General features: G+C 67.6%; 13 protein-coding genes. 5 read left to right on the top strand and 8 right to left on the bottom strand.

What is annotated here, in order from left to right; all coding sequences use genetic code 11:
* Positions 1 to 30: 30 nt before the first annotated feature.
* From R9B84_RS11070 to R9B84_RS11080, 3 genes are all read right to left on the bottom strand, one after another.
* Complete coding sequence (locus tag R9B84_RS11070) at positions 31 to 819, bottom strand: TatD family hydrolase (protein ID WP_423757989.1); 789 nt, start codon at positions 817 to 819, stop codon at positions 31 to 33.
* A 65-nt stretch (positions 820 to 884) separates the two neighbouring features.
* Complete coding sequence (gene lolD / locus R9B84_RS11075; protein WP_423757990.1) at positions 885 to 1,643, bottom strand: lipoprotein-releasing ABC transporter ATP-binding protein LolD; 759 nt, start codon at positions 1,641 to 1,643, stop codon at positions 885 to 887.
* Complete coding sequence (locus R9B84_RS11080; protein ID WP_423757991.1) at positions 1,636 to 2,889, bottom strand: lipoprotein-releasing ABC transporter permease subunit; 1,254 nt, start codon at positions 2,887 to 2,889, stop codon at positions 1,636 to 1,638. The genes lolD and R9B84_RS11080 overlap by 8 nt, the downstream gene beginning before the upstream one ends.
* A 150-nt stretch (positions 2,890 to 3,039) precedes the next feature.
* On the opposite strand from R9B84_RS11080, the gene R9B84_RS11085 reads away from it, so the two are divergent.
* From R9B84_RS11085 to R9B84_RS11105, 5 genes are all read left to right on the top strand, one after another.
* Positions 3,040 to 4,116, top strand: a complete 1,077-nt coding sequence (locus tag R9B84_RS11085; RefSeq protein ID WP_423757992.1) for a regulator — start codon at positions 3,040 to 3,042, stop codon at positions 4,114 to 4,116.
* Positions 4,117 to 4,130: 14 nt separating this feature from the next.
* Positions 4,131 to 5,828, top strand: a complete 1,698-nt coding sequence (gene recJ, locus R9B84_RS11090) for a single-stranded-DNA-specific exonuclease RecJ (protein WP_174420596.1) — start codon at positions 4,131 to 4,133, stop codon at positions 5,826 to 5,828.
* 152 nt (positions 5,829 to 5,980) lie between these two features.
* A protein-coding gene (gene prfB, locus R9B84_RS11095) for a peptide chain release factor 2 (protein ID WP_262533977.1) occupies positions 5,981 to 7,085 on the top strand; the annotation gives its coding sequence in 2 pieces (ribosomal slippage) (positions 5,981 to 6,061 and positions 6,063 to 7,085; 1,104 coding nt in all).
* A gap of 83 nt (positions 7,086 to 7,168) precedes the next feature.
* Positions 7,169 to 8,695 carry a lysine--tRNA ligase gene (lysS, locus tag R9B84_RS11100; RefSeq protein WP_423757993.1) on the top strand — a complete coding sequence of 509 codons (1,527 nt, stop codon included), beginning with the start codon at positions 7,169 to 7,171 and terminating at the stop codon, positions 8,693 to 8,695.
* A 348-nt stretch (positions 8,696 to 9,043) separates the two neighbouring features.
* A complete protein-coding gene (locus tag R9B84_RS11105) occupies positions 9,044 to 9,787 on the top strand; it encodes a glycine zipper 2TM domain-containing protein (protein WP_423757994.1) in 744 nt (247 codons plus the stop codon).
* Positions 9,788 to 9,907: 120 nt separating this feature from the next.
* Here R9B84_RS11105 and iscX read toward each other — a convergent pair whose 3' ends face one another.
* The 5 genes from iscX to iscA all read right to left on the bottom strand — a co-directional run bounded on the left by iscX (position 9,908) and on the right by iscA (position 13,436).
* Positions 9,908 to 10,117 (bottom strand): Fe-S cluster assembly protein IscX, encoded by a 210-nt coding sequence (gene iscX, locus R9B84_RS11110; protein WP_034183561.1) that lies wholly within the window; start codon positions 10,115 to 10,117, stop codon positions 9,908 to 9,910.
* 17 nt (positions 10,118 to 10,134) lie between these two features.
* Positions 10,135 to 10,476: an ISC system 2Fe-2S type ferredoxin gene (fdx, locus tag R9B84_RS11115; RefSeq protein WP_047898490.1), complete on the bottom strand. Its 342-nt coding sequence runs from the start codon at positions 10,474 to 10,476 to the stop codon at positions 10,135 to 10,137.
* 91 nt (positions 10,477 to 10,567) lie between these two features.
* Complete coding sequence (hscA, locus tag R9B84_RS11120) at positions 10,568 to 12,436, bottom strand: Fe-S protein assembly chaperone HscA (protein WP_423757995.1); 1,869 nt, start codon at positions 12,434 to 12,436, stop codon at positions 10,568 to 10,570.
* A 54-nt stretch (positions 12,437 to 12,490) separates the two neighbouring features.
* A complete protein-coding gene (gene hscB, locus R9B84_RS11125) occupies positions 12,491 to 13,018 on the bottom strand; it encodes a Fe-S protein assembly co-chaperone HscB (RefSeq protein WP_423757996.1) in 528 nt (175 codons plus the stop codon).
* 94 nt (positions 13,019 to 13,112) lie between these two features.
* Positions 13,113 to 13,436 carry an iron-sulfur cluster assembly protein IscA gene (iscA, locus tag R9B84_RS11130; protein WP_011885413.1) on the bottom strand — a complete coding sequence of 108 codons (324 nt, stop codon included), beginning with the start codon at positions 13,434 to 13,436 and terminating at the stop codon, positions 13,113 to 13,115.
* Positions 13,437 to 13,533 lie beyond the last annotated feature (97 nt).

Raw genomic sequence — 13,533 nt, forward strand, 5'->3', positions numbered from 1 at the left:
CGTTGCGAACGCGGCGCCTTCCGGCAACGATTATGCGGACGAAAGGGCGAGTCGCGGCAGCGCGGCGAGCGCGTTGGCCGAAGTGGATAGACCGAGTGAACTGGCGTCGAGACCGCGCAGTTCGGCGAGCACGTCGCCGATGCGCGGCACCTGGTCGGGCGTGTTGCGGGATCTGTACGCCCATTCGGGCGCAATGTCGGGCGCGTCCGTCTCGACGACGATCGCGTCGAGCGGCAATTCCGTGGCAAGCCGGCGGATCTGCAACGCGCGCGTGAACGTCACGTTGCCGCCGAAGCCGAGATGCAGCCCTTGCGCGAGATACGCTTCGGCCTGCTGGAAACTGCCGTTGAATGCATGCGCGATGCCGCGCCGCACGTTGAAACGGCGCAGCCCCGCGAGCACGCGGTCCTGCGACTTGCGCACGTGGCACAGCACGGGCAGGTCGAATTCGCGCGCCAGCTTGAGCTGCCCCTGGTAGAAGAACTGCTGCCGGTCTTCGTCGAGCCCCGGTACGAAATAGTCGAGACCGATCTCGCCGATCGCGACGAAGCGCGGATCGTCGAGGCTCGCTTCGATCTCCATGCGCAGCCGGTCGAGATCTTCGTCGCGCGCGTGCGGCGTATACATCGGATGGATGCCGAGCGCATAGACGGCACCCGGCGTGTGCTGCGCGAGTTCGCGCACTGTCGTGAAGTTGTCGCGCCCGACGCTCGGGATCACGATGCGCGACACGCCGGCCGCGCGCGCCGCCTGCGCGACCGCGTCACGGTCGGCGTCGAACTCGGCGGCATCGAGATGGCAGTGCGTATCGATCCACATGACGGCATTCCTGTCCCCCTGCACCGCGCCGGGACGAACCCGGCAGCCCGGCCAGGGGCGTTCGCTTACACCGGCAGCGCCGGCTCCTCGTGCAGCACACCGTCGCGCAGCCGCATGATGCGGTCGCAGCGCGCGGCAAGATCGGGATCGTGCGTGACGATCACGAAGCTCGTTTCGAGCGTCTCGGACAGTTCGAGCATCAGGTTGAACACCGTGTCTGCCGTCGTGCCGTCGAGGTTGCCGGTCGGCTCGTCGGCGAGCACGCACGCGGGCTTCGTGACCAGCGCGCGCGCGATCGCGACGCGCTGCCGCTCGCCGCCCGACAACTCGCCCGGCCGGTGCTTCGCACGCGGGCCGAGACCGACGCGTTCGAGCATCGCCTGCGCCTGCGCGCGCGCGTCCTCGGTCGTCATCCGGCGGATGCGCAGCGGCATCGCGACGTTGTCGAGCGCGGTGAATTCCGGCAGCAGGTGATGGAACTGGTAGACGAAGCCGAGCGCGCGGTTGCGCAATTCGTTGCGCTCGCGCTCGGCGAGTTGCGTAAACGGCTTGCCGAGCAGCGACACCTCGCCCGCGCTCGGCTCGTCGAGCCCGCCCAGCACGTGCAGCAGCGTGCTCTTGCCGGAACCCGACGCGCCGACGACCGCGAGCTTCTCGCCGCGCCGCACCGTCAGCTCGGTGTTGTTGAGCACCTGCACGTTGAAGCCGCCCTGCACGAACGCCTTCGTGATCCCGCGCGCCTGAAGCACGTATTCCTGCATACCTGCCGAATCCTGTCTGTTGTGTTGTTTTGAATCCTCGAATGCGGTCGCGCGGTCATTCATAACGAAGCGCCTCCGCCGGCTTCACCTTCGCACCGCGCCAGCTCGGATAGAGCGTCGCGACGGCCGACAGCACGAACGCGATCAGCCCGATCCGGATCACGTCGCTAGCGACGAGTTCGGACGGCAGCTCGCTGATGAAGTACACGGACGGCGGCAGGAACTGCACGCCGAACAGGTGCTCGATCATCGGGATCAGCCACGGGATGCTCCACGCGATCAGGCAGCCGAGCGCGACGCCCGACGCCGTGCCGACGAAGCCGATCGTCACGCCCTGCACGACGAAGATCTTCATGATCGACCCCGGCTGCGCGCCGAGCGTGCGCAGGATCGCGATGTCGGCCTGCTTGTTGGTCACGGTCATCACGAGCGACGACACGAGGTTGAACGCGGCCACCGCGATGATCAGCGTCAGGATGATGAACATCATCCGCTTCTCGATCTGCACGGCCGAAAACCACGTCTTGTTCTGCTGCGTCCAGTCGCGGATGTACAGGCTGCCCGACAGCGTATGCGACAGCTCGACCGCGACCTGCGGCGCCTTCTGCATGTCGGTCAGCCGCAGCCGCACGCCGGTCGGCGCGGCCATCCGGAACAGCGCCTCGGCGTCGCGGATGTTGATCATCGCGAGCGTGCTGTCGTATTCGTAGTGGCCGGACTCGAACACGCCGACGACCGTGAACTGCTTCAGGCGCGGCATCATGCCGGCCGGCGTGATCGAGCCTTCGGGCGCGACGAGCGTGACCTTGTCGCCGACCGTCACGCCGAGGTTGCCGGCGAGCGCGTCGCCGAGCACGATGCCGAACTGGCCCGGCACGAGCGCGCCGAGCTGCCCGGCCTTCATGTCCTTGCCGATGTCCGACACCTGCGGCTCGAGCGCCGGCTCGACGCCGCGCAGCATCACGCCGCTCACTGCGTCCTGGCGCGTGAGCAGCGCCTGCGCGTCGACGTACGGCGCCGCGCCGACCACCGACGGATTGCGGCGCGCTTCCTGCGCGGTCAGTTGCCAGTCGGGCATCGAGCCCGTCGGCGAAAACACCTCGACGTGCGCGAGCACCGACAGCATGCGGTCGCGCACTTCCTTCTGGAAGCCGTTCATCACAGACAGCACGACGATCAGCGCCGCGACGCCAAGCGCGATCCCGAGCATCGACACGAGGGCGATGAAGGAAATGAAGCCGTTGCCGGTCGTGCGTTTGCCGGCGCGCGTATAGCGCCAGCCGATCTGCCATTCGTACGGAAGTTTCAAGCGAATCCTTTCTGCTGGTTACGGCGGGGAGGCGCCCCGGGGCCGGACCGCCACCCGGCGGCGGCCGCCGGCCCGGGCACGGTCGAAAAACGGCCGCCGGACGCGAACGGGCCGTCTTCCGGCCCGATCACGCGCGCAGTTTGCCATACAATGCGCACCATCATGCACGACCGACGCCTCCATTTTCTCGTTCCGTTCGCGCTGCCGTCGGCGGCCGATGCGGCCTCGTCCCTGCACACGCTGGACAGCCCCGCGCTCGAAAAGTTGCTCGCCCGCGCGAGCCTCGTCGAGCGCGTGGCCGGCGAAGACTTCCAGCGCACGCTGCCGCACGAGCGCTGGCTGGCCCGCCAGTTCGGCGCGACCCGGGGCAACGCCGCGGACGAGGCGCCGCTCGCGCCCTACATGTTGCTGGCGGACGGCGGCGAACCCGGCGCGCACGCATGGGCATGCGTCGAGCCCGTGCACGTCGAAATCGCGCACGATCACCTGGTGCTCGTCGATCCGGCGGCCCTCGCGCTCGACGACGGCGACGCGGCCGCGCTGCTCGCGGTCGCGCGGCCGCTGATCGAGGAACTCGGCGTGCGCCTTGAAGCGCCGAACCCCGCGCGCTGGTACCTGTCGAGCGAACAGCTCGCACGGCTCGCCGGCGCCGCGCCACTGCGCGCAAGCGGCCGCAACATCGAGATCTGGCTGCCGCACGAGGCGCACACGGGCGAACGCTCGCGGATGTGGATGAAACTGCAGAACGAAGTGCAGATGGCGTGGTTCGAGCATCCTGTCAACGAAGCCCGCGAGGCGCGTGGCCTGCCGACCGTCAATTCGATCTGGTTCCATGCGCAGGGCACGCTGAAGCCGGTCGGCAAGCCGTTCGCGCGCGTGCTGTCTGCGTCGTCGGCCGCGCTCGGCCTCGCGCGCGCCGCGCAAGCCGAAGCCGGCACCCCGCCCGCCACGTTCGGCGAGCTGCTCGCCGCCGATGGCGCGACGCTCGTCGAACTGCCGGCATTGACCACCCCATTCATCGAACAGGACTGGGCACGCTGGCACGACGGGCTCGCCGCGCTCGAGCGCGACTGGTTCGCGCCCGCGCTCGCCGCACTGCAGAACGGTGCGCTCGCCAGCGTCGACTTCACGCTGTGCGGCGATACGAGCTCCGTGACGCTGCACGCGACGCGCGGCGATCTGCGCAAATTCTGGCGCCGCCGTGCGCTCGCCTCCCTGTTCGAATAACCAGCAGACCCCGAATGACCCGGATCGTTACCCGCCCCGTCGCGCCCGCCGACGCCGAAGTGCTCGCGCGCCACGGCCTGCATCCCGTCCTCGCACGCTTGTACGCGTCGCGCGGCGTGCAGTCCCCGACCGACATCGAGACCGCGCTCGCACGCCTCGTCCCGCCTACCGAGCTGAAAGGCTGCGCCGACGCGGCGTCGCTGCTTGCCGACGCGATCGCCGACAAACGACGCCTGCTCGTCGTCGCCGACTACGACTGCGACGGCGCGACCGCGTGCGCGGTCGCGGTGCGCGGCCTGCGGATGTTCGGCGCGCAGATCGACTACCTGGTGCCGAACCGCTTCGAATACGGCTACGGCCTCACGCCCGAGATCGTCGAGCTCGCGGCCGCGCGCAAGCCCGACCTGCTGATCACCGTCGACAACGGGATCGCAAGCGTCGCGGGTGTCGAAGCCGCGAACGCACGCGGCATCGACGTGCTCGTGACCGACCACCACCTGCCCGGCGACGCGCTGCCCGCCGCCCGCGCGATCGTCAACCCGAACCAGCCCGGCTGCGCATTCCCGAGCAAGCACATCGCCGGCGTCGGCGTGATGTTTTACGTGCTGCTCGCACTGCGCGCCGAACTGCGCCGCCGCGGGGCATTCGCAAGCAAGGAAGCCGAGCCGCGCCTCGACGGCCTGCTCGACCTCGTCGCGCTCGGCACCGTCGCCGACGTCGTGCGGCTCGACGGCAACAACCGCGTGCTCGTCGCACAGGGGCTGCAGCGCATCCGCAACGGCCGCATGCAGCCGGGCGTCGCCGCGCTGTTCCGCGCCGCCGCGCGCGAAGCGCGCACCGCGTCGGGCTTCGATCTCGGTTTCGGCCTCGGTCCGCGGCTCAACGCCGCGGGGCGGCTGTCCGACATGTCGCTCGGCATCGAGTGCCTGATCACCGACGACATCGGCCGCGCGTGGGATCTCGCGCAGCAGCTCGACGTGATGAACCGCGAGCGCCGCGAGATCGAGGCCGGCATGCAGCAGCAGGCGCTCGCCGATCTCGCCGACGTGGACCCGGCCGACGCGTGCACGATCACGCTGTTCAACCCCGAGTGGCACCAGGGCGTGATCGGCATCGTCGCCGGCCGGCTCAAGGAAAAATTCCACCGCCCGTCGTTCACGTTCGCGCATGCGGACGACGAAGGCAAGCGGGTCAAGGGGTCGGGCCGGTCGATCGCGGGCTTCCACCTGCGCGACGCGCTCGACCTCGTGTCGAAACGCGAGCCGGACCTGATCGTCGCGTTCGGCGGCCATGCAATGGCGGCCGGCCTCACGCTCGACACCGAGAATGTGCCGCGCTTCGCGGCCGCGTTCGAGGCCGTCGCGCGCGAATGGCTGTCCGACGATGCACTCGCCCGCGTGATCGAGACCGACGGCGAACTCGAGGACGCGTACTTCACGCCGCAGTTCGTCGGGCTGCTCGACGAGGCCGTCTGGGGGCAAGGTTTTCCGGCCCCGCTTTTTTCGGGCGAATTCGACGTCGTGTCGCAGTCGCTCGTGAAGGAAAAGCACCTGAAGCTGCAGCTTGCGCGCGGCCGCCAGCGCTTCAACGCGATCTGGTTCAACCATACCGAGCCGCTGCCGGCGAGCGCGCTGATCGCGTACCGCCTCGTCGCCGACACGTGGAACGGCGTCACGCGCGTCCAGTTGATCGTCGAACACGCGGCCGGCTGAGCGCGAGCCACCCGGCCCGCGGTGCCCGCCGATGCATGTACGCTGCGCCGGACGGGGCCGCGGCGCGCGTGCGAGCACCATTCGCGTCACCGGGCAACCCTGCCGATCGGCTATAATTCCGCTTTTTTACGAAGCAAGAATAGCGAGCGATCATGGAAGCGGAACGTCTCAACGCGATCGAAAGCTCCCTGCTCGACCTGCGCAACCGCGCGGGCGAGCTCCGGGGGTATCTTTGACTACGACGCCAAAGCTGCGCGTCTGATCGAAGTCAACAAGGAACTCGAAGACCCGAACGTCTGGAACGATTCGAAGAACGCCCAGGCACTCGGTCGCGAGAAGAAGCTGCTCGACGGTGTCGTCACGACGCTGACGGTGCTCGATAGCGACCTGCGCGACGCGCTCGACCTGTTCGAGATGGCTCGCGAGGAAGGCGACGAAGATACCCTCGTCGCATCGGAAGACGACGCCGCGAAACTCGAGGCGCGCGTCGGCGACATCGAGTTCCGCCGGATGTTCTCGAACCCGGCCGACCCGAACAACTGCTTCATCGACATCCAGGCAGGCGCCGGCGGCACCGAAGCGTGCGACTGGGCGTCGATGCTGCTGCGCCAGTACCTGCGCTATTGCGAACGCAAGGGCTTCAAGGCCGAGGTGCTCGAAGAGTCCGACGGCGACGTCGCCGGCATCAAGAACGCGACGGTCAAGGTCTCGGGCGAATACGCATACGGCTTCCTGCGCACCGAAACGGGCATCCACCGTCTCGTGCGCAAGTCGCCGTTCGATTCGTCGGGCGGCCGCCACACGTCGTTCTCGTCGGTGTTCGTCTATCCGGAAATCGACGACTCGATCGAAGTCGAGATCAACCCGGCCGACCTGCGCATCGACACGTACCGCGCATCGGGCGCCGGCGGCCAGCACATCAACAAGACCGACTCCGCGGTGCGGATCACGCACATGCCGACCGGCATCGTCGTGCAGTGCCAGAACGACCGCTCGCAGCACCGCAACCGCGCGGAAGCGATGGCGATGCTGAAGTCGCGCCTGTACGAAGTCGAGATGCGCAAGCGCCAGGCCGAGCAGGACAAGCTCGAATCGAGCAAGACCGATGTGGGCTGGGGCCACCAGATCCGCTCGTACGTGCTCGACCAGAGCCGCGTGAAGGACCTGCGTACGAACGTCGAAATGAGCAACACCCGCGCGGTGCTCGACGGCGACCTCGACGACTTCATCAGCGCGAGCCTCAAACAGGGCGTGTAAGCGCCGCGGCGCGGCCTGGCCAGGTCGCGCCATCCTTGCCCTTCCCGTTTGCGTTGCCGCACCCATTCCGAATTCCGACCATCATGACCGAACCGACTCAAACGCAGCCCGCCGTCGCAGCGGACGAAAACCAGATCATTTCCGAGCGCCGCGAGAAGCTGCGCGCACTGCGCGAGCAAGGCGTCGCCTACCCGAACGACTTCCGGCCGACGCACCACGCAGCCGATCTGCAGGTGAAATTCGCTGACTCGGACAAGGCCGCGCTCGAAGCGAACCCGGTCGAGGTGTCGGTCGCCGGCCGCATGATACTCAAGCGCGTGATGGGCAAGGCGAGCTTCGCGACGGTGCAGGACGGTTCGGGCCAGATCCAGTTCTTCGTGACGCCGAACGACGTCGGCGCGGAAACCTACGACGCATTCAAGAAGTGGGACCTCGGCGACATCGTCGCCGCGCGCGGCGTGCTGTTCCGCACCAACAAGGGCGAGCTGTCGGTCCAGTGCAAGGAACTGCGCCTGCTGTCGAAGGCGCTGCGGCCGCTGCCGGACAAGTTCCACGGCCTCGCCGACCAGGAAATGCGCTACCGCCAGCGCTACGTCGACCTGATCGTCACGCCGGAAACGCGCGACACGTTCCGCGCGCGTACCAAGACGATCGCGTCGATCCGCAAGTTCATGGATTCGGCCGACTTCATGGAAGTCGAGACGCCGATGCTGCACCCGATCCCGGGCGGCGCGGCCGCGAAGCCGTTCGTCACGCATCACAATGCGCTCGACATGCAGATGTTCCTGCGCATCGCGCCGGAGCTGTACCTGAAGCGCCTGATCGTCGGCGGCTTCGAGCGTGTGTTCGAGATCAACCGCAACTTCCGGAATGAAGGCGTGTCGCCGCGTCACAACCCGGAATTCACGATGATGGAGTTCTACGCCGCGTACACCGACTATCGCTGGCTGATGGACTTCACCGAGCAACTGATCCGCCAGGCGGCGATCGATGCGCTCGGCACCGCGACGATCCAGTATCAAGGCCGCGAGCTCGACCTCGCGAAGCCGTTCCATCGCCTGACGATCACGCAGGCGATCCAGAAGTACGCGCCGCAGTACACCGACGGCCAGCTCTCCGACGACGCGTTCCTGCGCACCGAACTGAAGCGCTTCGGCGTCGACGTCACGCAGCCGGCGTTCCTGAACGCAGGCACCGGCGCGCTGCAGCTCGCGCTGTTCGAGGAAACGGCCGAAGCGCACCTCTGGGAGCCGACGTTCATCATCGACTACCCGGTCGAGGTGTCGCCGCTCGCACGCGCATCGGATACGGTGCCGGGCATCACCGAGCGTTTCGAGCTGTTCATGACCGGCCGCGAGATCGCGAACGGCTTCTCGGAGCTGAACGATCCGGAAGACCAGGCCGCACGCTTCAAGAAGCAGGTCGAGCAGAAGGATGCGGGCGACGAGGAAGCGATGTTCTTCGACGCCGACTACATCCGCGCGCTCGAATACGGGATGCCCCCGACCGGCGGCTGCGGAATCGGCATCGACCGCCTCGTGATGCTGCTGACCGACAGCCCGACGATCCGCGACGTGCTGCTGTTCCCCCATCTGCGCCGCGAAGACTGACAGCCATACCCGCGTGTACGCCGCACCCTGCGGCGTACACGCGCCAGCTTTGTAACGACGCGTAAATCCCGCCAGCCGGCGTCCGCCGGCCTCCGATCCCGCCCCGTTTTATTCCCTCGTCGCGACGGCCTGCCGCGGGTTTTCCCGGTAACGACCGCCCACGCCGCGCTGCAATTCGTTACACCTTGATACGGCGCGCCGCTCGCCAGTGGACGACACTCCGTTTGCGTCACCACGCATGACCACGGGACCAGAACGAGGCGCCGGAACGCCGAGTCTGCTCGATCCCGAAGCGTGGGATCCGGCCCGGCGCCGACGTGCCGATCCGGATCGACATCGGAGAAAAAAATGGACAACCAGAATCAGACCACGCCGCAAAAGCAACGCCTCCACCCGCTGATCGCCACTGCAGCGGGCGCCGTCATCGTCGCCAGCCTCGCGGCGACGGCAGCGATCACGGGCGTATTCCCGAAGGCCAGCAGCAGCAACGAACAGAACGGCCAGACCCAGGCCGCGCTGATCGCGTCGCAGCCGGCCGTCGATACGGCCGCAGCCGCCAGCGCCGCGCTGGCCGCGCAAGCCCGGCAGCAGGCAGCTGAACAGGCCGCCGCACAAGCCGCCGCGCAGCAGAAGGCGATCGTGCAGGCCGAACCGAAGCCCGCGCCGCGCCCGGCGCCGACGCACCGCCGCCACGCGACGGCACCGCAGCCGCCGCAATACGCACAGCAACAGACGTCTGCGCCTGCCCAGGCGGCCTACTGCCAGAGTTGCGGCACGGTCGTCGCGATCACGCAGACGCGCACGCCGGGCCAGAGTTCGGGGATCGGCGCCGTTGGCGGTGCAGCGGCCGGCGGCCTGCTCGGCAACCAGTTCGGCAACGGTAACGGCCGCACCGCGATGACGATCATCGGCGCGCTGGGCGGCGGTCTCGCCGGCAACCAGGTCGAGAAGCAGGTACGCGCGGAAACCGACTATCAGGTGCAAGTGCAGATGGAAAGCGGCGCGACGCGTACGTTCACGTACCACAACCCGCCGCCGTTCGGCCAGGGCCAGCGCGTGCGGATCGAGAACGGCACGCTGGTCGGCGCGTAAGCGTCCCCTGCCCGTCGCGTGCGCGGGCAAGCGACCTGAAAACGAAAACGGCTCGTGAGCGATCGCTCACGAGCCGTTTTCTCATTGGAGCCGCGTGCGCCATTGCGGCACACGCCGTGCTCAGTCTTCGTCGTCGAAGTCCGATTCGTCGATCCAGTGCGCCTGGATCGCTTCGAGGATCTTCTCGCCGGAATGCTTCGGATCGTCGTCGAAGCCGTCGAGCTCAAGCACCCACTGGCGCAGGTCGACGAAGTTGATCCGCTGCGGGTCGATGTCCGGGTACTTGTCCGCCAGCGCAATGGCTAGTTCGCGCGAATCGGTCCATTTCATCGCCTGCCTCCGGTTGGTCAGTGATTTTCCTTCGCGTGGTTGATCGAGTACTTCGGGATCTCGACCACCAGGTCCGAATCTTCGTTCACGATCGCCTGGCACGACAGGCGCGACGTCGGCTCGAGGCCCCACGCCTTGTCCAGCAGATCGTCCTCGTCCTCCTCGGACGGCGTCAGATCGTTGAAGCCCTCGCGGATCACCACGTGGCACGTCGTGCACGCGCACGACTTCTCGCATGCATGCTCGATCTCGATCCCGTGGTCGAGCAGGTTGTCGCAGATACTCTTGCCGGGCGTCGCGTCGATCACTGCGCCGTCGGGGCACAGTTCGACGTGAGGCAGCACCACCAGTTGAGGCATGTCCGTTCCGTCAGTCAGGGTGCGGCGACTGGCGCCGCACGGTTCATTATCGCGCGGGCCGTCGTCGCCGGCCGATGCGCAGTTGTTGGATTCAGATCTCGTCGAGCCGTCGGCCCGACAGTGCGCGCTTGATGCTCTTGTCCATCCGGCGCGCCGCGAATTCGTCGGTGCCGTCGGCCAGCGTCTTGGTCGCCGCTTCGATCGCATTCGTATCGTCGCCCTGCGCAACCGTGCGCAGCGCCGCGGCGAGCGCGTCGATCTGCGTGCGCTCGTCCGCATCGAGCAGTTCGCTGTCGGCCGCCAGCGCGGCCTGCGTCGCCTCGAGCATCCGCTGGGCCTCGACCTGCGCTTCGCGCAGCGCGCGTAAGCGCATGTCGATTTCGGCGGTCTTGAAGCTGTCTTCGAGCATCTTCGCGATATCGTCGTCGGCCAGGCCGTACGACGGCTTCACGACGACCGATGCCTCGACGCCCGACAGTTGTTCGCGCGCAAACACCGACAGCAGGCCGTCTGCGTCGACCTGATAGGTCACGCGAATGCGCGCGGCGCCGGCCGTCATCGGCGGAATGCCGCGCAGCTCGAAGCGCGCGAGCGACCGGCAGTCGGCGACGAGCTCGCGCTCGCCCTGCACGACGTGGATCGCCATCGCGGTCTGGCCGTCCTTGAAGGTCGTGAATTCCTGCGCGCGTGCGATCGGAATCGTCGAGTTGCGCGGAATGATCTTCTCGACGAGGCCACCCATCGTCTCGACACCGAGCGACAGCGGAATCACGTCGAGCAGCAGCCAGTCGTCGCCGGTGCCGCGATTGCCCGCGAGCAGGTCGGCCTGGATCGCCGCGCCGAGCGCGACGACCTGGTCCGGATCGAGGTTCACGAGCGGCGGCTGGCCGAAATACGTCGCGACCGCGTCGCGGATGACCGGCATGCGCGTCGCGCCGCCGACGAGCACGACGCCCTTGATGTCGGCCGGCGTCACCTGCGCGTCGCGCAGCGCCTTGCGGGTCGGTGTGAGCGTACGCTGCACGAGCGGCTCGACGAGCGATGCGAACGTGTCGTGCGAGATCGTCTGCACGAGGTGCTCGCCGCCCGACAGCGTCACGTCGAGCGACGCCTGCGGCGCGGACGACAGCGTCTCCTTCAGCACGCGCACTCGGTCGAGCAGCAGGCGCACGTCCTCGGGCGCGAGCGTCTTCGCGTCGATGCCGGCCTGCGCGAGCACGTGATCGAACAGCGCGTGATCGAAGTCGTCGCCGCCGAGCGCGGAATCGCCGCCCGCGGCCAGCACTTCGAATACGCCCTTCGTTAGCTTCAGGATCGACAGGTCGAACGTGCCGCCGCCGAGGTCGTACACCGCGTAGAGGCCTTCGGCCGCGTTGTCGAGGCCATAGGCAATCGCCGCGGCGGTCGGTTCGTTCAGCAGGCGCAGCACGTTGAGGCCCGCGAGGCGCGCGGCATCCTTGGTCGCCTGGCGCTGCGCTTCGTCGAAATACGCGGGCACCGTGATCACCGCGCCGACCAGATCGTCGCCGAGCGAATCCTCGGCGCGATAGCGCAGCGTCGCGAGAATCTCGGCCGACACCTCAACCGGGCTCTTCACGCCGTCGACGGTACGGATCTGCACCATGCCCGGCGCCTCGACGAATTCGTACGGCGCGTTCGCCGCGCCTTCGACCTCGGCCTTGCCGCGGCCCATGAAGCGCTTGACCGACACGATCGTGTTGCGCGGATCGGTCGCGGCCTGCTCCTTCGCTTCGTGGCCGATGCGGCGGCCGCCCTTCTCGAGATAACGGACCACCGACGGCAGCAGCACGCGGCCCGCTTCGTCCGGCAGCACTTCGGCCACGCTGTTGCGCACGGCCGCGACGAGCGAGTTCGTCGTGCCGAGATCGATCCCGACGGCGAGTCGCCGCTGGTGCGGCGCCGGCGCCATGCCCGGTTCGGAAATTTGCAGTAAAGCCATCTTGGTTCGTTCGGGCGCTCGGCCCGTTTGCTGCGCGTGCCGCAAGGCACGCGGTTAAGTTTCGAGGCGCTCGATCTGCGTGCCCACTTCCGACGCGACCCGTTCGATGAACATCAACTGGCGCACAGCCTCGGCGGCCGCCTGATCGGCACCGCTGTCGAGCAGCGTGCCGAGGCGTTCGACGCGCACGCGCTTCTCGTCGCGCAACTCGGCGAGCAGCGCGTCGAGCGCGTCGACGTTGCGGGCGGCCGCGGCATCCTCGATGCCCTCGCGCCACTCCATCTGCTGCATCAGGAACGCAGGCTCCATCGCGGTGTTGTTTTCCGCGCCGATGTCGACGCCGCGCAGCGACAGCAAATAGGATGCGCGCTTCAGCGGATCGCGCAGCGTGCGGTACGCTTCGTTCGCGCGGGTTGCCCATTGCATCGCAATGCGCTTTTGCGCGTCGCCGGCCGCCGCGAAGCGGTCCGGATGCACCTGCGTCTGCACCGTCCGATAGGCGGTGTCGAGCGTCGCCTCGTCGAGCGCGAATTGCGCCGGCAGGTGAAACAGGTCGAAATGGCTGTCTTTCAGCGAGACCATCGTCGCGTTCAATTCCGGTTCGTCGCGCGGCAAACGCCGCACATTAAAAAGGCGGCCCGTGCCGCCTCTTGCCCGCATTGCGCGGAGATCCGCGTCACACGCGGAACGATTCGCCGCAGCCGCACTCGTCCTTCACGTTCGGGTTGTTGAACTTGAACCCTTCGTTCAGGCCTTCGCGGGCAAAGTCGAGCTCGGTGCCGTCGATATACGCGAGGCTCTTCGGATCGACGACGACCTTCACGCCATGGCTCTCGAACACCTGATCCTCGGGAGCCAGCTCGTCGACATACTCGAGCTTGTACGCGAGCCCCGAGCACCCGGTCGTGCGAACGCCAAGCCGCAGGCCCACACCCTTGCCGCGACGGACGAGGTATTTCTGGACGTGCTGTGCTGCTTTTTCGGTCAGTGTAATTGCCATGATGTCCTTGCCGCGACGCGCCACCGGGGCCCGCCGCGTTCCGTCTAAGCGCCCCCAAACCTGTCGCTTCGCGCCAGGCCCCCCGAGGGGGTCAAGA

Origin of the sequence: Burkholderia sp. NLJ2 (assembly GCF_049487195.1) — a bacterium.
In the GTDB taxonomy this organism is placed as follows: Bacteria; Pseudomonadota; Gammaproteobacteria; order Burkholderiales; family Burkholderiaceae; genus Burkholderia; species Burkholderia pyrrocinia.